The sequence below is a fragment of the Vibrio sp. Vb1729 genome (assembly GCF_033338655.1).
Lineage (GTDB): Bacteria > Pseudomonadota > Gammaproteobacteria > Enterobacterales > Vibrionaceae > Vibrio > Vibrio alginolyticus.
In genome coordinates, this window is sequence record NZ_JAWOTB010000002.1 from 102,676 (window position 1) to 122,281 (window position 19,606).

Below are 19,606 nucleotides of genomic sequence, written 5' to 3' on the forward strand. Positions count from 1 at the left end.
CTGTTAATATCTTAGCCACAACACTTATTTGTAACGTTAGCAGGATGAATGAACGTGGTTACTCACCTAGAAGTCTGTATTGATAATATTGAATCTCTGCACTACGCCATTGCTGGCGGCGCCACTCGGATTGAACTTTGCTCCTCTTTGGCTTTAGGCGGACTAACACCCAGTTATGGTTTTATGCAGCAAGCGGCTAAGCTTTCGAGTGTTCCAGTTTATGCCATGATCCGCCCACGCCAAGGTGACTTCTTCTACAATGAAGAAGAGATCGAAATGATGCGTTGGGATATTGAAGCAGCTCACCAATCAGGCTTGAGCGGTGTCGTGTTCGGCGTGCTCACTCAAGACGGTGATATTCATATGCCTTACGCGGCTGTGCTGTGTGAATTTGCTCAAGCGCTTGGCTTAGGCGTGACCTTCCATCGTTCCTTTGACCAGTGTCGTGACGCTGAAAAAGGTTTGGAAGAAGTGATCAGCTTAGGTTGTGAACGTATTTTAACCTCCGGTCTTGCGCCTTCAGCACCACAAGGGATCGATGTGCTTAGAGCTTTGGTTAAGCAAGCCCAAGGACGCATAGCAATCATGGCGGGTGCTGGCGTTAATGCGAGTAACGTACGTGCGTTAGTAGAAGACACTCAAGTTCCTGAAATCCATCTGTCAGGCAAAACCACACGCCCTAGCCAAATGACCTTTGTTGCTGAACAAAGCAAAATGGGCGCATCCGATGTCGATGATTTTTTAATCCCCATCACAAGTACACAAGCCATTACCGATGTCGTAGCAGCTCTCAAATAGACGACCGTAACCTCACGCGCATAGCTTTTGAGTGCTAACATATTGTTTATCAAGGAGTGAGGAAAGGTGTATGTCTAAATTGAAGAAAAAGGAATACGAAAAGGAGCTCAAAAACCTTCAAGTTGAGCTCGTAAAACTTCAAGAGTGGGTCAAACACAAAGGGTTAAAAGTGGTGGTTCTGTTTGAAGGACGTGATGCTGCGGGCAAAGGCGGAGTGATAAAGCGAATTACAGAAAAGCTAAACCCGCGTGTTTGTCGCGTAGTGGCTCTGCCTGCACCGACAGAAAAAGAAAAAACGCAATGGTACTTCCAACGTTACGTCGCTCATTTACCATCTGCTAGTGAAATCGTTTTATTTGACCGAAGTTGGTATAACCGAGCAGGTGTCGAAAAAGTCATGGGGTTCTGTACTCCAGACGAATACGAGGAGTTTTTGCGCTCTTGCCCTGAATTCGAGAGAATGTTGCAACGATCTGGGATTATTCTGATTAAGTATTGGTTTTCGGTTTCAGACGAAGAGCAGGAAAAACGTTTTCTAGGTCGAATTAATACGCCGATCAAACGTTGGAAATTCAGCCCAATGGATTTAGAGTCACGTCATCGCTGGGCGGAGTATTCGGAAGCAAAAGATAAGATGTTTGCCTATACAGACACGAAAAACTGCCCTTGGTGGGTCGTCCCTTCTGATGACAAAAAGAAAGCGCGCTTGAACTGTATCAGTCATTTACTAAGCCAGATTGACTACAAAGCACTTGAGTACTCCCCCATCGAATTACCTGAACTCAATAAAGAAGGTTACGTCAGAGCGCCCATTGATGATCAGACCTTCGTTCCTGATAAATATTAACGTGCTTTCCTTCTCTCTAATAAATAGGCCAGCCTAAAAGCTGGTCTATTTGCTGAAGTCAGTTACTTCAGTACGTCATCAATACTTTGATCACCTAGGTGGCGTACATCTTTCCCTTTCACAAAGTAAATAATGTATTCACAGATGTTCTGGCAGCGGTCCCCCACGCGTTCAATCGCGCGTGCCGACCACATCACTTGCAGAATATTAGGGATATTTTTTGGATCTTCCATCATGTATGTCATCAACTGACGAATCACCGCTTCATACTCGGCGTCTAGTTTGTCATCTTGTTTGTGCACCTCTGCTGCTGCTTCTACATCCATGCGGGCAAACGCATCTAAAACCTGATGCAGCATATTAATTGCCTGACGGCAGAGAGGCTCTAACGACACTTGGAATTGTCGTTCTTTTGATGATGGGCTTTCGATGGCAACGTAAGCAATGCGTGTCGCCACGTCACCGATACGTTCTAAATCAGTGATCGTTTTGATGATAGCCATGATTAAGCGCAAGTCTTTTGCCGTTGGCTGACGCTTAGCAATAATGCGTGTGCAGGCGTCATCGATCGAGACTTCCATCGCATTCACTTTATGATCGTCACGCACAACCATACGCGCCAGTTCGATGTCTTCTTTATGCAAGGCTTGAATAGCATACGAAAGCTGCTGTTCTACCAAGCCACCCATGGTTAATACATGAGTACGAATCGATTCTAGCTCTACGTTAAATTGTCCTGAAATATGACGTCCAAAGTGCATGATGTTCCTTATTCCGTATAGAGTCGCGACTTAACCGTAGCGACCCGTAATGTAATCTTCGGTCTGTTTCTTCATTGGCGAAGTGAAGATCGAGTCCGCGTCAGAGTATTCAATTAACTTACCCATATGAATGAATGCAGTATGATCGCTCACTCTCGCCGCTTGTTGCATGTTATGGGTAACGATAACGACAGTATATTGAGTCTTCAGCTCATTGATAAGCTCTTCAATAGTTAAAGTTGAGATTGGATCCAACGCTGATGTTGGCTCGTCCAATAACAGGACTTCCGGCTCAATCGCCACCGCGCGCGCAATGACCAAGCGCTGTTGCTGACCACCAGATAAGCCAAATGCGTTCTCATGCAAGCGGTCTTTTACCTCATCCCACAACGCCGCCGAGCGCAAGGATCGCTCCACTGCGTCATCTAAACTGCGGCTGTTTTTTACACCTTGTAAGCGTAAGCCATAAACTACATTTTCATAAATAGACTTAGGAAATGGATTGGGTCTTTGAAACACCATCCCCACTCGGCGTCGAAGTGTCGCAACATCGACATTAGGATGATAAACATTCTTGCCATGGAGACGCACTTTGCCTGTGACTCGACACCCTTCCACTAAGTCGTTCATGCGATTGATGCAACGTAATAACGTCGACTTTCCACACCCTGAAGGACCGATAAAAGCGGTGACTCGCCCTTTGGGAATTCGCATCGAAATATCATGCAGCGCCTGAGTTTGACCATAGAACAGATTAAGGTTCTCGATTGAGATGGCTGTTTGTTCATCCGTTAAATTATGAACATCCAATGGTGGCTCATAACCTAATGTACTATCAAAATTAAACATACTTAATCTTGTCCTAACGTTCTGTATTTTTCTCGTAAATTATTGCGAATACTGATTGCTGTTAAGTTTAGCCCGACAATCACTGTCACGAGTAAGAAAGAGGTAGCATAAACTAATGGTCGCGCCGCTTCGATGTTGGAGGTTTGAAAGCCAACATCGTAAATGTGAAAACCTAAATGCATGAACTTTCTATCCAAATGCACATAAGGGAATTGTCCGTCAACCGGTAAACTGGATGCCAATTTCACGACCCCCACCAGCATCAGTGGCGCTACTTCGCCAGCTGCACGTGCAATCGCAAGGATCAAACCTGTGATAATAGCTGGCGTCGCCATAGGTAAAACCACACGCCATAGTGTTTCGAACTGAGTTGCACCAAGCGCCAGAGAGCCATGTCGTACGGAGCTCGGAATTCGAGTTAAACCTTCTTCTGTCGTCACAATCACAACTGGAAGCGTCAGCACGGCAAGAGTTAGTGCTGACCATAACAAACCCGGCGTACCAAAGGTTGGTGCCGGTAGCTTCTCCGCATAGAATACGTTGTCGATAGAGGCACCAATCGTATAAACGAAGAAACCTAAACCAAACACGCCATAAACAATCGATGGAACACCCGCTAGGTTTATAACCGCAATACGAATAACTCTGGTTAGAGCGTTATTCTTAGCATATTCATGTAGATAGATAGCGGCGATCACCCCAAGTGGCATCACAATGATCGACATAATGAGTACTAAGAAAACCGTACCAAATATCGCAGGGAACACGCCTCCTTCGGAGTTAGACTCTCTTGGATCTTCAGATAAAAACTTCCAAACCTGTTTTCCCCAATGCATGACTTTATCAGGCAGTGACATTTGGTTTGGATACCAGTAGTCCAAAATGTCTTCGAGCGGAATCGATACTTGTGACCCCGTCATATCCTCGACAATCAAGGCATAGTCAGAGAGCTGAAGTCGTAAACCATCAAGTTGCAAATCTAACGTCGCAAGCGCTTTTTCTATCTGCTCTTTTTTCGTCTGGTTTTCGTTTAAGAAGCTTTCTGTCAGCGTGTCATTCAATTCATGCTTGCGCTTTTCTAATCGCAACTGCTCTAGCTTCCAACCAAGCTCTTTAAGCTGATCGACCACCAAAGAATCAATCTCATGGCGCAGAGTTTCTGCATCATCAAGCTTTTTATTTAGTACCGATTGAATATCACTGGTGTATATATTATCACCATCTTGAAACGCCACCAGCTTACCAAAGAAATAACCACCGCTACTGCGCTCTATCACCGCCCACTCTTTTGGCATCGTGGGCTCATCCAACTGCATTTGCAATACGGAGATAAAATCGGCGGGATACAACTCTCGGTTAGCGATTTTGATACTGAGTCGCGTGGCAAAATCTTCATCGTCTTCTAACTGTTGTGCTGCGCTTTCAGGCAAATAACTCTTCGGTACAAAGCTGCGCTCATACACTTGACCAATCAGAATAGTATTTTCATGTAGCACTTCGCCTTGTACAGGAGTCAGCGCTGCAACATTCCACTGATACAAAGGCGCTGGCCAAAAGTAAGTCAGGCCTTTCCAGCCGATAAGGAGTAACAACCCTAATACCGACAACAAACTGATGCTGACTGCACCGCCTGTTAGCCATATCCACGGTGCGCCAGAACGAATCCAATTTAACACGTTATTACTCGCTCTTTATTCAAACCATTATTACAACGCACGGTACTTATCTCTCAGTCTCTGACGAACCCACTCCGCAAGCGCGTTTACTGCAAACGTAAACACAAACAAAATCAATGCAGCTAGGAACAGCAGGCGATAATGCGAACTTCCAACTTCCGACTCTGGCAACTCAACGGCGATGGTCGCCGACAGGCTGCGCAATCCTTCCAAAATATTCCAATCCATTAATGGCGTATTGCCCGTTGCCATTAACACAATCATGGTTTCGCCAACAGCGCGTCCCAGGCCCATCATAATGGCAGAAAAAATACCTGGGCTTGCAGTAAGCAAGACAACATAGATTAAAGTTTGCCAAGGCGTGGCCCCTAATGCCAAAGAGCCATCCGATAAATGCTTCGGTACAGAGAAAATAGCATCTTCGGCAATGGTAAAAATCGTCGGGATAACAGCAAACCCCATCGCTAGCCCCACCACCAATGCATTGCGTTGATCGTAACCAATACCATGCTCGGTTAAGAATAAGCGCATATCGCCACCAAAGAACGTCTGCTCAATCGTAGGCGAAATCCACACTCCAAGCCCAATCAGTACCAATATGACAGGCATGAGCACTAAAGCATGCCAACCATTAGGCAGACGATTCCGCAAAGGTTGCGGTATTAATGCCCATAGCCCGCCCATAATCATGGTGCTCAAGGGCAAAACAAACAGCATAACGACGATCGTAATCAAATGATCTTCGACAATAGGCGCGAACCACAATCCCGCGAGGAAACCAATGATCACCGTCGGCAGTGCTTCCATTAGCTCAATCGACGGTTTTACGACACGACGCATGCGTGGCGACATAAAGTAAGCCGTATAAATAGCACCTAGCACTGCGAGCGGTACTGAAAACAGCATCGCAAACATCGCCGCTTTTATCGTTCCAAACGCAATAGGTACTAGGCTGAACTTAGCCTCAAAGTTATCGCTCGCCGAAGTCGATTGCCACACAAATTCAGGCTCAGGATACCCTTCGTACCACACTTCTTGCCATAATGAAGACAATGAAATTTCCGGATAGGCATTGTCCACTTCCGCAACATTTAACGCATTATTTTGCCAAGTGATTAAGTAGCGCTCATTGTTAGACATTGCTGCGATTGCGGGCGCTTGATTGTACGCACGCTTAAACAACACCAGTTTTTCACTGGTTGTATAATGGCTTTGCAACGTGCCGTTGGTGTAAAAGCTATAAAATCCTTTTCGATGAGAATCCGGCAACAAATACTTAAGCTCTGATGCCAATTTAAAATCACGAATATGTGTTAACGTGCGTTTTTCTTCTTGCAGCGTATCAAACCATTGCGACACCCGACCATCGTTGTGCGTCACCAAAAGCGAGTAAGCACCAGCCAATAAGTCTATCGTACGAACGGAATGCTTCTTATCACCTTGAGTGAGATCGACCACCTCTCGCACAGCAAATTTACGTGCGGTTTTCTTTAACACGATCAACTCAGAGCCATCGCGCAAATAAAGCGTTTCACCGTCAGGTGTCAACAACATTTGCTGAGGCGTATTAAAGCCTGAAGAGAACGTAAAATCGATCGTTGTAGGAGACGTACCCAAAGACGAAGCCACTTGCCAGCGAGCTTTCACTTCACCACTTTGCATCTGCCAAACAACCGTTGGTAAGGGCGTCGAAGCTGCAAATACAAACTGAGTCACAGGATCTTGAGGCGTACTTAGTGTCAGATCCATGCTGGTGTCTAGCTCAATCACTTCCGGAGGACGTGTATTTTCTCTCAACGTGGCATTAAATTCTGGCTTGAAAAGGTTCGCTTTACCCTGCCCATCAACAAATCCATACCAACCTAGCCCAGGAGCAGATTGAGAGAAAGCGACGGGTTTCTGGGCGATTTGCTGTGTATACACCGCAGGTTTCGTAGGATCGTCCATCGACAAATATTGAATCTCACCACTTTGGGTTAGAACGAACGCGAGCTGAGCGTAATCATCCACTGAAATCGCAAGTGGTGTTTCAATATGAGTGGCTCGAATGGCTTGGTTGGTTTTGATCTCCGCATCAGAAAAAAGCGGAATGATCACCATGGCGAGGTAGACAAAGATCAAAATAAGCGCCGCGAGTACGCCGACACCACCGGATGTCACTGCAAGTCGAACTAAACGATCTTTTATCAGTCGTTTCTTATCTTTTTCCTGCAATGAAAACTCGGCTTGTGCCATTTAAATCTCTACCTTTTTTGACTTAGTACTAGAATATGTCGTTAAGATGACAATTATATTACAGATCACATTAAACACCTGAAAAGAATACAACTCTTATGCAATGCGTGGTATGAAATAAATCTGTAATGAAAATCTCATAATGTTCTCACTCATCCATTTTTCCAAGATGAGTACGTAATACTTCACTTTTGGCTAGGTAAGGTTATGAGCGCAGAAAAACTATATATAGAAAAAGAACTGAGTTGGTTGTCTTTCAACGAACGAGTATTACAAGAAGCTGCCGATAAAACCGTCCCTTTGATCGAACGTATTCGCTTTCTTGGGATCTTTTCCAACAATTTAGATGAATTTTACAAAGTACGCTTTGCGGACGTGAAGCGCAGAATCCTAATCAGCCAAGAGCGCGGTGGCAGTGATAGCCCTAAACGACTGTTAACCAAAATGCAGTCGAAAGCACTAAAGCTTAACGAACAATTTGATGAGCTTTACAGCGAGTTGATTCGAGAAATGGCGCGACGTCGCATTTTCTTGGTCAACGAACAACAACTGGATGAATCGCAACAAAAGTGGATCGCGAAATACTTCCGTAGAGAGGTAATGCCGCATATCACTCCCCTCCTAATGAAAGACGAGATCGATGTTCTGCAATTTCTCAAAGACGAGTACGCTTACATCGCCGTGGAACTGCGTAAAGAAGAACATTACCAGTACGCTCTGATCGAAATTCCGACCGATCACCTTCCCCGCTTTGTGATGGTACCAGAACAGAAAGGAAAGCGTCGAAAAACCATCATCTTACTTGATAATATTATCCGCCACTGTTTGGACGAGCTGTTCAAAGGCTTTTTTGATTATGATGAGCTTAGCGGCTATGCGATGAAAATGACGCGTGACGCTGAATACGATTTACGCAATGAAATCGAGTACAGCTTGCTTGAACAAATGTCAGAGGGTGTCAATCAGCGACTGACAGCAAAGCCCGTTCGCTTCGTCTACGAACGCGATATGCCGCCTCAAATGTTAGAGTTTCTGTGTAACAAACTTAATATCTCTAACTACGATAACCTTATCCCCGGCGGACGCTATCACAACTTTAAAGACTTCATCGGCTTTCCAAATGTTGGACGAGAGTATCTTGAAAATAAACCTCTCCCGCCAATGAAATGTGCCGATTTCGAAGGTTATGCCAACAGCTTTGACGCGATTAAAGCGAAAGATATTCTGCTCTATTATCCCTACCACACTTTTGACCACATTAGTGAGTTAGTGCGCCAAGCCTCCTTCGATCCCAAAGTACTTAGTATCAAGATTAACATTTATCGCGTCGCGAAAGATTCTCGCTTGATGAACTCTTTAATTGATGCAGTGCACAACGGCAAAAATGTCACTGTGGTCGTCGAACTGCAAGCTCGCTTTGATGAAGAAGCCAATATCGAATGGTCAAAAGTATTAACCGAAGCGGGTGTGCACGTCATCTTTGGTGCGCCTGGTCTTAAGATTCACTCAAAGCTACTGATGATTAGCCGCCGCGAAGGTGAAGAAATTATTCGCTACGCACACATCGGCACAGGCAACTTCCATGAGAAGACGGCACGAATTTATACCGACTTCTCCCTGCTTACGGCAGATCAAGAAATCACTAATGAAGTCCGTAATGTCTTCGGTTACATTGAGAATCCATACCGACCAGTGAAGTTCAATCACCTTATGGTATCTCCTCGTAATTCTCGAACCCAAATCTACCGCTTAATCGATAATGAAATTGCGAATGCCAAGCTAGGGAAAAAAGCCGCTCTTACGATCAAGGTCAATAACCTAGTCGATAAAGGCATCGTCAATAAGCTTTATGGAGCAAGTACTTCCGGTGTAAAAATAAACATGATCATTCGAGGCATGTGCTCATTAGTACCGGGCATTGAGGGGATCAGCGACAATATTCGCATCATCAGTATTGTTGACCGCTTTCTTGAGCACCCTCGCGTGGTGATCACCCACAATGATGGCGATCCGCAAGTTTATATCTCCTCCGCAGACTGGATGACAAGAAATATTGATCACCGTATCGAGGTAGCAGTACCAGTCCGTGATCCACGTTTGAAACAGAGAATTATTGATATAACGAATATCCATTTTACCGATACAGTAAAGGCTCGTTTAATAGATAAAGAAATGAGTAACGCTTACGTACCACGAGGTAATCGCAAAAAAGTTCGCTCTCAAATCGCTATCTATGACTATCTTAAAAATATAGAAAAGCAAACTAGAAAACAAAATTCAGATGCCTCAAATACTTGAACAAGATACTCGCTACATTGCCGCGATAGACCTCGGCTCAAACAGTTTCCATATGGTGGTGGCCAAAGTTGTCGGCAGTGACCTACAACTGGTTAGTCGTCATAAACAACGTGTTCGCTTAGCATCAGGACTCGACAGTGAATTGAACTTAAGTCACGCCGCAATGGAGCGTGCGCTAGAATGCTTAGCCATGTTCGCTGAAAGGTTGCAAGGGCTTGATGAGTCAAATGTACGTATCGCCGCCACACACACACTAAGACGCGCTAAAAATGCCCACCTTTTCATCGAGCGTGCGAAAGAAGTGATGCCTTTCCCAATAGAAATTATCCCTGGAGAAGAAGAAGCCCGCCTGATTTACTTAGGCGTCGCGCACACTCAAGTAGAATCCAACTCCAAACTAGTCATCGATATCGGAGGCGGCAGTACCGAGATGATTATTGGACAAGAATTTGAGCCTGAGCTTCTCAACAGTAAACAGATGGGATGCGTCAGTTTTACAGAGCAATACTTTAAAAACGGCAAACTGTCAGGAAAAAACTTCAGCAAGGCGATGTTAGCTGCCGAACAAAAACTCGAGTCCATCGCTTCAACATATCGTAAAAAGGGCTGGGATATTGCTCTCGGCTCATCAGGAACCATCAAAGCGATTCAAGAAGTGCTAGTAGGATTAGGTTTTGAAGATGGCCTGATCACAGCGAGTCGACTGGATACACTTATCGGAACTCTGTGTAAATTTGATTCCATTGAAGATATTGAGCTGGCGGGTCTAACAGAAGAACGTAAACCCGTATTCGCAGCAGGCGTAGCGATTTTGTCCGCGATTTTCAAAGCGCTTCGCATTGAGCAAATGTTTTTCTCCGATGGTGCTCTACGCGAAGGCCTGTTGTACGAAATGGAAGAGCGTTTTGCACGCTCCGATATTCGCATGCGCACCACAGAAAATTTAGCCAACAAGCACCGAGTCGACTTAGAACATGCCGCTCGTGTTAAGGGGCATGCACGTGAGATGTTATGTCAGGTACGCTCTGAACTAGGCATTAAGAAAAAGAGTGAATTATTTGACTTACTAGAGTGGGCAGCGTTGCTTCATGAAGTCGGATTAAGTATCAACTTGCGTAGTTTCCATCGCCACTCTTTTTATATTCTGTTGCACTCCACCCTACAAGGCTTCAACCGTGAGCAGCAATTAGTGCTTGCAACATTGGCTCGCTTCCAGCGTAAAGCGCTCAAATTGCAAGAACTACCAGATTTCAACCTCTATAAACAGAGTGACGTTATAAGCCTCATCAAAATATTACGACTTTCTATCGTATTAAATGGGCAGCGTAATGAAGATCCATTGCCTGATATCACCTTATCTATCAAAAATGACGAATGGATTCTCACATGCACAGATGAAGCATGGCTAGAAAACAATAAATTACTTCACGCGGATTTACAGGAAGAACAAGAACGTTGGGACAGCGCGAAGTGGACACTCACTTTCTGATCTCGTACAGTCCATACCTAAATAAAAAGTCGGCTTACAGGCCGACTTTTTTTAACTCTTCTTCTGCAAAATCTGCCGTAATGGGCACATAACCATCTTTCTCAACCAACGCTTGTCCCTGAGCAGAAAAGATAAAGCGAATAAATTCAGCTTCAATTGGTGTTAATGGGTAATCAGGGTGCTTATTCACGTAAACATATAAGTAACGTGATAGTGGGTACTTACCACTAACAATATGTTCTCGCGTTGGAGTCACGTAGTCATTTCCCATTTTAGCCACAGGGACTAAGCGCACACCTGCCACTCGATAACCGACACCGGAATAACCAATTCCACTGATGGTTGACGCTACAGCTTGCACAACTGACGCGGAGCCTGGCTGCTCGTTAACTCGGGTCTTGAAATCGCCGCCACACAAGGCATTACTTTTGAAGTAACCATAAGTTCCAGAAACGGAGTTACGACCAAACAACTGGACGTTTCGCTTTGCCCACTGTGATTCAAGACCGAGTTGCTGCCAGTTTGTTACAAATTGACTTTCGCCACAGCGTAGCGTGGCAGAAAACAAAGCATCTAATTGACTAAAGTTAAGACCTTGAATTGGGTTATCTTGATGAACAAAAATACCGATTGCATCGATGGCTACCCTGAGCGCCGTTGGCTTGTAGCCATGTTCACGTTCAAACGCTTCAACCTCTCTTAAACGCATAGGGCGGCTCATGGGACCAAACTGAGCTGTTTGTTCGGTCAATGCTGGGGGGGCAGTAGAAGAGCCAGACGCTTGGACTTGCGCATTAATATTCGGGTAAATGGATTTAAACTCTTCAACCCAAAGCGTTGTCATACCCGCAAGTGTATCGGAGCCAACAGAGAGCAAGTTCCCGACAATCCCCGTCGTTTTATGATAAGTCGGCAATGGTTTATCTTGAGCAGCAGCCATACAAGAACAAACAAGCGCGAATAAACTGAATGTTTTTGCCAATCGTAAAGCCATTATTTCACCACCAAACGCTCAGGCAATACGAAAGAAAACTTACTACCCACGCCTACTTCACTGTGAATTTCTAAATGAGAGTCATGGTGACTCAGCGCGTGTTTTACAATGGCAAGCCCTAAACCACTTCCACCAGTATCACGTGATCTTGCTTTATCCACTCGATAAAAACGCTCGGTAAGTCGGTGTAGGTGCTGAGGTTCAATACCATCACCACTATCTTCCACCTCTAAGCATGCGCCTTGAGAGGTCTGGAACCAGCGAACATTAATGTTTGCACCAGGCGGCGTGTATTTGACGGCATTATAAACGAGGTTAGAGATAGCACTACGTAACTGGTCATCATCGCCCAGCACGCGTAGGCTAGCATCAACATCAAATTTCAATTTATGTTGATTGTCCCCACTAAGGCTAACTGCCTCTTTCTCTAACACTTCAAGCATCGCAGGCACATTCACGACTTCCTCAAGTTCATGCATAGGTGCCGCTTCAATTTTAGATAGTGTCAGTAGTTGGTTCACCAAACTGTTCATGCGGTTGAGCTGCTCCGTCATGACACCATGAGCTTTGCTCCACATTGGACCCACGACCATATCAGGGTCTTCTGTCATCTCAAGATAACCTTGTAGCACCGTCATTGGTGTACGCAGTTCATGAGATACGTTGGCAAAGAAGTTGCGACGCATTCCCTCAAGTTGTTTTAACTGGCTAACATCACGCACCACCATCAAATGTTCACCTTCGGTATACGGTACGATACGTAGTTCTAGCATGCGTTCGACATTGAGTGGTGAACGCATTTCTAATGGCTCTGAGAAGTCTTTCTTGTTGAGGTACTTGATAAAATCAGGTGTACGAATGAGATTGGAGATAGGTTGACCTGAATCTTCTGGCCAATGGAAGCCCAGTAAGTGCTGAGCCAGCTTGTTGCACCAAACAATATTACCTTCAGCACGGAATACCACTACGGCATCGGGTAGCGATTCTGCACCATTTCGGAATCGACGAATAAGATTAGTAAGCTCTTTTCGTTTACGGCGTTGGCGCTGTTGTAAGCGATACAACCCATTGAACAAAGATTCCCAGTTACCACTACCAGATGGTGGCGTGAGGCGTTTTTCATCCCATAACCAAGAAGATAAACGTACTTGGTTATGCAAATGCCACACAAGCTGCAATGCCGTAGCAGCCAAAAGCAACCACGGCATATAACCGAATATCCAACCTACTATCACCCATGGGGTGTAAAAAAAAGCCAGCTCCCAGGCCAGCTTTTTCCACGTTAATCTTTCAACCACTCATAACTCCAGAAATGGTACCGATAAGCTGCGTGTTAATTTATGCCTTCGTCGAGAAGCGGTATCCAGCACCACGAACAGTTTGGATCAGCTTATCATGCCCTGCAGCTTCCAACGCTTTACGCAGACGGCGAATATGGACATCGACTGTACGGTCTTCGACATACACGTTGGTGCCCCAAACATTGTTTAATAGCTGCTCACGGCTGTATACGCGTTCTTGATGCGTCATGAAAAAATGAAGCATCTTAAATTCTGTTGGGCCCATGTCTAATGGCGCATCATTAGCCGTAACACGGTGCGATACAGGGTCAAGCTTTAATCCCTGTACATCAATTACATCTTCTAGTGCAGTAGGGGTTACGCGACGAATCACCGCTTTTAAGCGTGCAACCAACTCTTTAGGAGAGAATGGCTTGGTAATGTAGTCATCCGCACCGACTTCTAAACCGCGCACTTTATCTTCTTCTTCACCACGAGCGGTAAGCATCACAACTGGAATGTTGCGCGTTAATTCCTCTCGCTTCATATGTTTGATGAAGTTAATGCCACTACCGCCTGGTAACATCCAATCCAGTAAAACTAAATCAGGGAAGGGTTCAGCCAGTTTGGTTACTGCAGTATCGTAATCTTCCGCTTCTACCGCTTGGTAACCTTTCTGCTCAAGTACGAAGCACAGCATTTCGCGAATAGGAGCTTCGTCTTCAACAACCAGAATCCTTCTAGACATAATTGAGTAACCTTATGTTCGTTGAGCTAATGAATTTAAGAGACAAAGCGCCTCTCTATGCATAAGCATTATCACTACCAATTATGACACTTTTGTGACCTTTGAAAACAAATTTTCATATAACTTTCTTTTGAGGTTCATTCGGATATTTTTCATTTCTATTAAGACATCAGCACAAAAATTCCCTATGATTAGTCCCTTGTCATCAAGCCTAGAGAAGATTTATGTGGTTTAAAAACTGTCTGGTATACCGCGTTAACCGCGAGGTTACTTTTAACGCCGAACAACTAGAAACTCAGCTGTCTGAATTCCGATTCACCCCGTGTGGCAGTCAAGACAAACAGAAATTTGGCTGGGTCAGTGCAATGGGTAGACATGGCGATATGATGACTCACGTGTCAGAAAACCGCATTCTGATTTGCGCCAAGAAAGAAGAGAAAATGCTACCTGCCTCTGTGATCAAAGAATCATTGAATGCAAAAGTAGAAGCAATGGAAGCGCAAGAAGGTCGTCCTCTGAAGAAGAAAGAGAAAGACAACCTGAAAGATGACATCGTAATGGATTTACTGCCGCGCGCATTCAGCCGCAGCAGCCACTCTCACGTGCTCATCATGCCAAAAGAAGGTTTTATCCTTGTTGATGCAAGCAGCTATAAAAAAGCAGAAGATGTATTAGCATTGCTTCGTAAAACCATGGGTAGTCTACCTGTTGTTCCTGCTATTCCAGAGGTGGCGATTGAAACTACGCTAACCGAGTGGGTGAAAAGCGGTGACACACCTCAAGGTATCAGCATGATGGACGAAGCTGAGCTAAAATCCGTACTTGAAGAAGGTGGTGTGATTCGCTGTAAGAAGCAAGAGCTAACCACTGATGAAATCCGCAACCACATCGCTGCGGATAAAGTCGTGACAAAACTTGCGCTTAATTGGCAAGATCGTATTGAGTTCATTATGACGGAAGATGCAGGCATCAAACGTCTAAAATTCTCTGATGAATTGAAAGATCAAAACGATGATATTCCACGTGAAGATCAAGCAGCTCGATTTGATGCAGACTTCTCTCTAATGTGTGGAGAGTTCAGTGCTTTCCTTCCCAACTTATACGATGCGCTAGGCGGCTTACCGAATCCTAACGCATAATATTGTATAAAGGTTAACCATAACGCCCTCACTTTTTTTGAGGGCGTTTTTCTATCTGAAGCACAATTACCCTAGTCACAGTTCACATTTTGACGTAAAATTTGCGCCCCATTTCCATTAGGTGGAATTGGCCTGACTTGTGATCAGATAAAAGAGAATTGAGCAATGACAACTGAGAAAGCATTCGTGCCTGAGCTACTATCTCCAGCGGGCAGCCTGAAAAACATGCGTTACGCATTCGCCTACGGGGCAGATGCAGTTTACGCTGGCCAACCTCGCTACAGCCTTCGCGTACGTAACAACGAGTTTAACCACGAGAACCTAAAAATCGGTATCGATGAAGCCCACGCCCTAGGCAAAAAGCTTTATGTGGTATGTAACATTCAACCACACAACTCGAAGCTAAAAACGTTCATCCGTGATCTTAAGCCAATCGTAGAGATGGGTCCTGACGCATTGATCATGTCAGATCCAGGCCTAATTATGATGGTTCGTGAAGCTTTCCCAGAAATGCCAATTCACCTTTCTGTACAAGCGAACGCTGTAAACTGGGCGACCGTTAAGTTCTGGGCAGCAAATGGCGTGGAACGTGTGATCGTTTCTCGCGAGCTATCTCTAGAAGAAATCGAAGAAATTCGTGAGCATTGCCCTGAAACTGAACTTGAAGTATTCGTTCACGGTGCATTATGCATGGCTTATTCTGGTCGTTGCCTACTTTCTGGCTATATCAACAAACGTGACCCTAACCAAGGCACTTGCACTAACGCATGCCGCTGGGAATACAAAGTTGAAGAGGGTAAAGAAAACGACGCTGGTGACATCGTAGAGAAATTCGACCCGACGGAAGCACAGCCTGTCGAAGTACAAGACGAGCGTCCTGAAACCACAATTGGTCGCGGCAAACCAACAGATGAAGTCGTTCTACTTTCTGAAGCACACCGTCCAGAAGAAAAAATGGCAGCTTACGAAGATGAGCATGGTACTTACATCATGAACTCTAAAGACCTACGAGCGGTTCAGCACGTTGAACGCTTAACTAAGATGGGTGTTCACTCATTGAAAATTGAAGGTCGTACTAAATCGTTCTACTACTGCGCACGTACCGCTCAAGTTTATCGTAAAGCAATTGATGATGCTGTAGCAGGTCGACCATTCGATGAAAGCCTAATGGGTACACTAGAAAGCCTAGCTCACCGTGGCTACACTGAAGGCTTCCTACGCCGTCATACACACGATACTTACCAAAACTACGATTACGGTTACTCAGTCTCTGATGCTCAACAGTTTGTTGGTGAATTCACTGGCAAACGTCGTGGTGACATGGCTGAAGTAGAAGTAAAAAATAAGTTTCTTGTCGGTGATAACCTTGAACTAATGACGCCAAAAGGCAATATTGTTTTCACGCTAGAGGCAATGGAAAACCGCAAATCAGAGTCTATTGAAGACGCGAAAGGAAACGGTCACTTTGTATTCATTCCAGTACCAGCAGAGCTAGATTTAGAATATGGCCTATTAATGCGTAATCTAAACTCAGGGCAGGACACCCGTAACCCGACTGGTAAGTAACCATGGCCTTGCTCATTACTGATAAATGCATTAACTGCGACATGTGTGATCCCGAATGCCCCAATGGGGCAATCAGTATGGGAGAGAGCATTTTCGAAATTGATCCAGCGCTATGTACAGAGTGTAAGGGGCATTACGAAAAGCCGACCTGTCAGTCAGTGTGTCCAATTACAAAATGCATAATCACTGATCCGAACCATGTCGAAACTGAAGAGCAGTTGCTTGAAAAATTCGTGATTATTCAAGGGTTAGCATAAGAGCAATTAGGTTCAACTTTGGCATCAAAGTTGAACCTTTTCTCAACCTGATTTTTCAATAGGGATAATATTGCAGAACAGCTCTTTTTCAAAATGATACTCTAGTCTCTCACGCCAATTTTCCGCTTGAGAAACAGGTATTAAATAAAAGTTTTCTCGGCTAGTATCAGTAACGAAAGCCATTCCATATTGCATCAGCTCATAATGCACATCATTAACAAAACCCGGATCAAGGCGTTGACGCCCAGTCAGGTGATTCACATCCTCTCGAGTCAAAGAGACTCCTTTAGTATCACTGCTAAATCTGTGTCTTAACCACTCTGCAAATTCTTTTGCACAAATCATAGTCATGGTTTTGTCCTTGATTTACTCTTCTAACAGGAAAAGGGTATATCCCTGCCTTACACACTTGTCTGCGTTGTTATCGCTTTTTAGCCAACTGACAGACATATTGCTAAGAAACCAGAGTATCGTGACGAAAGATCTTTTTCTAAACAGAGAAGTTACAACTTACCCATACTACAACTCTTTGTTTAATTTAGATTTCTATAATATGTCCCCAAAACTGATTGGGTTAGTTTTTGTATTGGTACTATTCAATGTAGACAAAAGTATGATGTTTCTCCAGTTTCATAAAAGAGATCACCAAGTACAGATAAACCTGAAGAGTAACACTAATTAGGATTGATAAGCGGCAAGCATTGAGGTGGAACGACTTTTTTTCGTTTGGGCTTAGAGGTTGTTTTTACCCGTTGAGGGGTATCAGTAGGTTTTGCTTTCGGGGCCCAACTTGCAAGCTCAGCACCGCAACCATCACCTACTGGAGGTGGTGCTTGATCAACACAATAGTCGCTCGAATCAGGACAAGATAACCTGACGTGAAAGTGGTAATGATGCCCCCACCATGGACGTACTTTACGTAACCAAGAACGATCTTTGCCGTTTTCTTGCAAGCAAAGTTGCTCCTTAATAACAGGATGTACAAAAATTCGTGCAACATCCTTACTTTTTGAAGCGTACCGAATTAGCTTAAAGTGCCGTACTTCCCAGCGATGATTAAGTATGGAATAACCTTTTAAATCCACCACACTCATGGGCTTAGGAAGTTGTAATTCGTTATAAGAAAGCGGTTGGTCAGCAAGTCTTAACCAAATATCGATATCTAACCCGGTTTGATGACTAGAATGACCAGAGGAGAACCTTCCACCTCTAGGTAAAGACAAATCACCAATCAGCAGAGTGGTGTTGAGATTTTGGTGAGCTTTAAGCGCCAGATTTTCAATAAACTCTATCGTTTTAGGGTGCCCATAGTAGCGCTTCGTTTTACTACGTAAGACTTGATAACCAACGCCATCGAGAGGCAAGGGTAATGCACCATCTAAACAACCGTTAGCATAACTACCAATAGAGGAGGAAGAGTTTCGGGTAGGATTAACCGCAGATTCCCAAGGAGTAGAACATACTGAAGCTGAGAAACATAAACCCAAAGTTACAATGAAACTCAGCCTCATAGCCTTTAACCTTTAGTAGTGTTCGCCATTATCGTAATAAGCTTTAGGAGATAAGGCGGAAAAGATAACTGCAACATCAATATCGGCACCAGCGATACCGCGCACTTGTTGCGTAATAAGCTTGGCAACTTCATCTTGCACTTCCTGGCCACGGTCGAACCAAAGCACTTCGACAAAAGGATATGCAGCACTCACCTCACCCTCATTGAAAAACGTAGTGTAGATATACTCAAAAGTAAAATCCTCACGCGGACAGTCCATTAGAGGCTGAAGTTCATCCGTAAGGGGTTTTGATAATGCCTGAACAGCTTGTGGCTCTACAGCACGGAATCGAAAATGTGGCATAAACTTACTTCCTAATTATTAGCATCAATGCATGATGATAACAGGAACCAAGTCAGTAATCATCCAAGCCAATGTAACCACTGACCTTTCAATAGATTGTGAATCAGATGTGCTCGATAACGAAGAAAAAGCGTTATGAAAATTCGAAGGTAAAACAGAAAGAGCAAAGCGATACATCAACATTTAATAATTACATTACTAGAAAATAAAACTATCTGAAGCAAAGGTATGCCATATTCGTTGGATAAACATACACCTGACGTCGAAACTATACGTTAGGAATAAAAAAGCCCCTGACCTAAGCCAGAGCTTATGAACATGGGGGATAGGTGAAGTGGACCAATATCCCGGAGATATGAACTTTCAATCCCCCGATACTTTGGTATCAGAGGAATCGACAACTCTCCAACTAGTCAGATTCTCTTTTCTTCAGATGCAAAAAAGCCCCAGCATTACTGCTGAGGCTTTAGAGTATGGCAGGGGTGGAGAGATTCGAACTCCCAACACGCGGATTTGGAATCCGCTGCTCTGCCAATTGGAGCTACACCCCTGTAATTCGTGTTTATTGAGACGACGCTCAAATAAGTGGCGGAGTGGACGGGACTCGAACCCGCGACCCCCGGCGTGACAGGCCGGTATTCTAACCAACTGAACTACCACTCCGCAGTGGTATCACTCGCTTTGATAAGCAAGTGTCCGCTTTTGTCTTCACTTTTCGAAAAAGTGAAAATAAAACTAAAGCCTGGCGATGTCCTACTCTCACATGGGGAAGCCCCACACTACCATCGGCGCTATTTCGTTTCACTTCTGAGT

16 protein-coding genes, 2 tRNA genes and 2 pseudogenes are annotated in these 19,606 nt (G+C 44.5%); 7 read left to right on the top strand and 13 right to left on the bottom strand.

Annotation, left to right across the window (positions count from 1 at the left end; all coding sequences use genetic code 11):
• The first annotated feature begins 54 nt into the window (after positions 1–54).
• A complete protein-coding gene (locus R7E29_RS01190; RefSeq protein ID WP_155489448.1) occupies positions 55–798 on the top strand; it encodes a copper homeostasis protein CutC in 744 nt (247 codons plus the stop codon).
• Positions 799–868: 70 nt separating this feature from the next.
• Entirely contained in the window at positions 869–1,645 is a 777-nt protein-coding gene (gene ppk2 / locus R7E29_RS01195; RefSeq protein WP_086046544.1) for a polyphosphate kinase 2, read from the top strand.
• A 62-nt stretch (positions 1,646–1,707) separates the two neighbouring features.
• Here ppk2 and phoU read toward each other — a convergent pair whose 3' ends face one another.
• From phoU to R7E29_RS01215, 5 genes and pseudogenes are all read right to left on the bottom strand, one after another.
• On the bottom strand, positions 1,708–2,406 hold the full coding sequence (gene phoU, locus R7E29_RS01200; protein WP_054729189.1) for a phosphate signaling complex protein PhoU: 699 nt from the start codon (positions 2,404–2,406) through the stop codon (positions 1,708–1,710).
• Positions 2,407–2,436: 30 nt separating this feature from the next.
• Positions 2,437–3,255 carry a phosphate ABC transporter ATP-binding protein PstB gene (gene pstB, locus R7E29_RS01205; RefSeq protein WP_005381745.1) on the bottom strand — a complete coding sequence of 273 codons (819 nt, stop codon included), beginning with the start codon at positions 3,253–3,255 and terminating at the stop codon, positions 2,437–2,439.
• A 2-nt stretch (positions 3,256–3,257) separates the two neighbouring features.
• Positions 3,258–4,634: pseudogene (gene pstA / locus R7E29_RS01210) on the bottom strand (phosphate ABC transporter permease PstA); the annotation flags it as partial.
• Positions 4,635–4,699: 65 nt separating this feature from the next.
• A pseudogene (locus tag R7E29_RS23045) lies at positions 4,700–4,931 on the bottom strand (phosphate ABC transporter, permease protein PstA); the annotation flags it as partial.
• 30 nt (positions 4,932–4,961) lie between these two features.
• On the bottom strand, positions 4,962–7,166 hold the full coding sequence (locus tag R7E29_RS01215) for an ABC transporter permease subunit (RefSeq protein ID WP_054576949.1): 2,205 nt from the start codon (positions 7,164–7,166) through the stop codon (positions 4,962–4,964).
• Positions 7,167–7,373: 207 nt separating this feature from the next.
• Between R7E29_RS01215 and ppk1 the strand changes: the two genes are divergently transcribed.
• Positions 7,374–9,464, top strand: a complete 2,091-nt coding sequence (ppk1, locus tag R7E29_RS01220; RefSeq protein ID WP_005381748.1) for a polyphosphate kinase 1 — start codon at positions 7,374–7,376, stop codon at positions 9,462–9,464.
• On the top strand, positions 9,448–10,953 hold the full coding sequence (ppx, locus tag R7E29_RS01225) for an exopolyphosphatase (protein WP_054576950.1): 1,506 nt from the start codon (positions 9,448–9,450) through the stop codon (positions 10,951–10,953). Before ppk1 ends, ppx begins: the two co-directional genes overlap by 17 nt.
• A gap of 34 nt (positions 10,954–10,987) precedes the next feature.
• Here the strand turns inward: ppx and R7E29_RS01230 are convergent, their stop codons facing one another.
• From R7E29_RS01230 to phoB, 3 genes are read right to left on the bottom strand one after another with little or no spacing between them, the layout of a single operon-like run.
• The gene (locus tag R7E29_RS01230) at positions 10,988–11,947 is read right to left on the bottom strand and encodes a PstS family phosphate ABC transporter substrate-binding protein (protein WP_005381750.1); all 960 of its coding nucleotides are present in this window, start codon (positions 11,945–11,947) and stop codon (positions 10,988–10,990) included.
• Positions 11,947–13,245: a phosphate regulon sensor histidine kinase PhoR gene (gene phoR, locus R7E29_RS01235; RefSeq protein ID WP_005383667.1), complete on the bottom strand. Its 1,299-nt coding sequence runs from the start codon at positions 13,243–13,245 to the stop codon at positions 11,947–11,949. The genes R7E29_RS01230 and phoR overlap by 1 nt, the downstream gene beginning before the upstream one ends.
• A 40-nt stretch (positions 13,246–13,285) precedes the next feature.
• Positions 13,286–13,975: a phosphate regulon transcriptional regulator PhoB gene (gene phoB, locus R7E29_RS01240; protein ID WP_005381752.1), complete on the bottom strand. Its 690-nt coding sequence runs from the start codon at positions 13,973–13,975 to the stop codon at positions 13,286–13,288.
• Between the two features lie 224 nt (positions 13,976–14,199).
• On the opposite strand from phoB, the gene rdgC reads away from it, so the two are divergent.
• From rdgC to R7E29_RS01255, 3 genes are all read left to right on the top strand, one after another.
• Positions 14,200–15,114 carry a recombination-associated protein RdgC gene (gene rdgC / locus R7E29_RS01245; protein ID WP_054576951.1) on the top strand — a complete coding sequence of 305 codons (915 nt, stop codon included), beginning with the start codon at positions 14,200–14,202 and terminating at the stop codon, positions 15,112–15,114.
• Positions 15,115–15,279: 165 nt separating this feature from the next.
• Positions 15,280–16,680 (top strand): tRNA 5-hydroxyuridine modification protein YegQ, encoded by a 1,401-nt coding sequence (gene yegQ / locus R7E29_RS01250; RefSeq protein WP_005383665.1) that lies wholly within the window; start codon positions 15,280–15,282, stop codon positions 16,678–16,680.
• Between the two features lie 2 nt (positions 16,681–16,682).
• Positions 16,683–16,937, top strand: coding sequence for a YfhL family 4Fe-4S dicluster ferredoxin (locus tag R7E29_RS01255; protein ID WP_005381763.1), 255 nt, complete (start codon positions 16,683–16,685; stop codon positions 16,935–16,937).
• Between the two features lie 42 nt (positions 16,938–16,979).
• Here the strand turns inward: R7E29_RS01255 and R7E29_RS01260 are convergent, their stop codons facing one another.
• The 5 genes from R7E29_RS01260 to R7E29_RS01280 form a co-directional block, all read right to left on the bottom strand.
• Positions 16,980–17,288 carry a hypothetical protein gene (locus R7E29_RS01260; protein ID WP_005381765.1) on the bottom strand — a complete coding sequence of 103 codons (309 nt, stop codon included), beginning with the start codon at positions 17,286–17,288 and terminating at the stop codon, positions 16,980–16,982.
• A gap of 323 nt (positions 17,289–17,611) precedes the next feature.
• Positions 17,612–18,448, bottom strand: coding sequence for a penicillin-insensitive murein endopeptidase (gene mepA, locus R7E29_RS01265; RefSeq protein WP_054576952.1), 837 nt, complete (start codon positions 18,446–18,448; stop codon positions 17,612–17,614).
• A gap of 12 nt (positions 18,449–18,460) precedes the next feature.
• Positions 18,461–18,793: a DUF1904 domain-containing protein gene (locus tag R7E29_RS01270; protein ID WP_005381768.1), complete on the bottom strand. Its 333-nt coding sequence runs from the start codon at positions 18,791–18,793 to the stop codon at positions 18,461–18,463.
• A 474-nt stretch (positions 18,794–19,267) separates the two neighbouring features.
• A tRNA-Trp gene (locus R7E29_RS01275) sits at positions 19,268–19,344 on the bottom strand.
• 35 nt (positions 19,345–19,379) lie between these two features.
• Positions 19,380–19,456: transfer RNA gene (locus R7E29_RS01280), tRNA-Asp, on the bottom strand.
• Between the last annotated feature and the right edge of the window lie 150 nt (positions 19,457–19,606).

What these genes read in the sequence shown, in the direction of transcription:
- ppk2 (WP_086046544.1), top strand. Translation starts at nt 869, where the DNA reads ATGTCTAAATTGAAGAAAAAGGAATACGAAAAGGAGCTCAAAAACCTT.
- phoU (WP_054729189.1), bottom strand. Translation starts at nt 2,406, where the DNA reads ATGCACTTTGGACGTCATATTTCAGGACAATTTAACGTAGAGCTAGAA.
- pstB (WP_005381745.1), bottom strand. Translation starts at nt 3,255, where the DNA reads ATGTTTAATTTTGATAGTACATTAGGTTATGAGCCACCATTGGATGTT.
- R7E29_RS01215 (WP_054576949.1), bottom strand. Translation starts at nt 7,166, where the DNA reads ATGGCACAAGCCGAGTTTTCATTGCAGGAAAAAGATAAGAAACGACTG.
- ppk1 (WP_005381748.1), top strand. Translation starts at nt 7,374, where the DNA reads ATGAGCGCAGAAAAACTATATATAGAAAAAGAACTGAGTTGGTTGTCT.
- ppx (WP_054576950.1), top strand. Translation starts at nt 9,448, where the DNA reads ATGCCTCAAATACTTGAACAAGATACTCGCTACATTGCCGCGATAGAC.
- R7E29_RS01230 (WP_005381750.1), bottom strand. Translation starts at nt 11,947, where the DNA reads ATGGCTTTACGATTGGCAAAAACATTCAGTTTATTCGCGCTTGTTTGT.
- phoB (WP_005381752.1), bottom strand. Translation starts at nt 13,975, where the DNA reads ATGTCTAGAAGGATTCTGGTTGTTGAAGACGAAGCTCCTATTCGCGAA.
- rdgC (WP_054576951.1), top strand. Translation starts at nt 14,200, where the DNA reads ATGTGGTTTAAAAACTGTCTGGTATACCGCGTTAACCGCGAGGTTACT.
- yegQ (WP_005383665.1), top strand. Translation starts at nt 15,280, where the DNA reads ATGACAACTGAGAAAGCATTCGTGCCTGAGCTACTATCTCCAGCGGGC.
- R7E29_RS01255 (WP_005381763.1), top strand. Translation starts at nt 16,683, where the DNA reads ATGGCCTTGCTCATTACTGATAAATGCATTAACTGCGACATGTGTGAT.
- R7E29_RS01260 (WP_005381765.1), bottom strand. Translation starts at nt 17,288, where the DNA reads ATGACTATGATTTGTGCAAAAGAATTTGCAGAGTGGTTAAGACACAGA.
- mepA (WP_054576952.1), bottom strand. Translation starts at nt 18,448, where the DNA reads ATGAGGCTGAGTTTCATTGTAACTTTGGGTTTATGTTTCTCAGCTTCA.
- R7E29_RS01270 (WP_005381768.1), bottom strand. Translation starts at nt 18,793, where the DNA reads ATGCCACATTTTCGATTCCGTGCTGTAGAGCCACAAGCTGTTCAGGCA.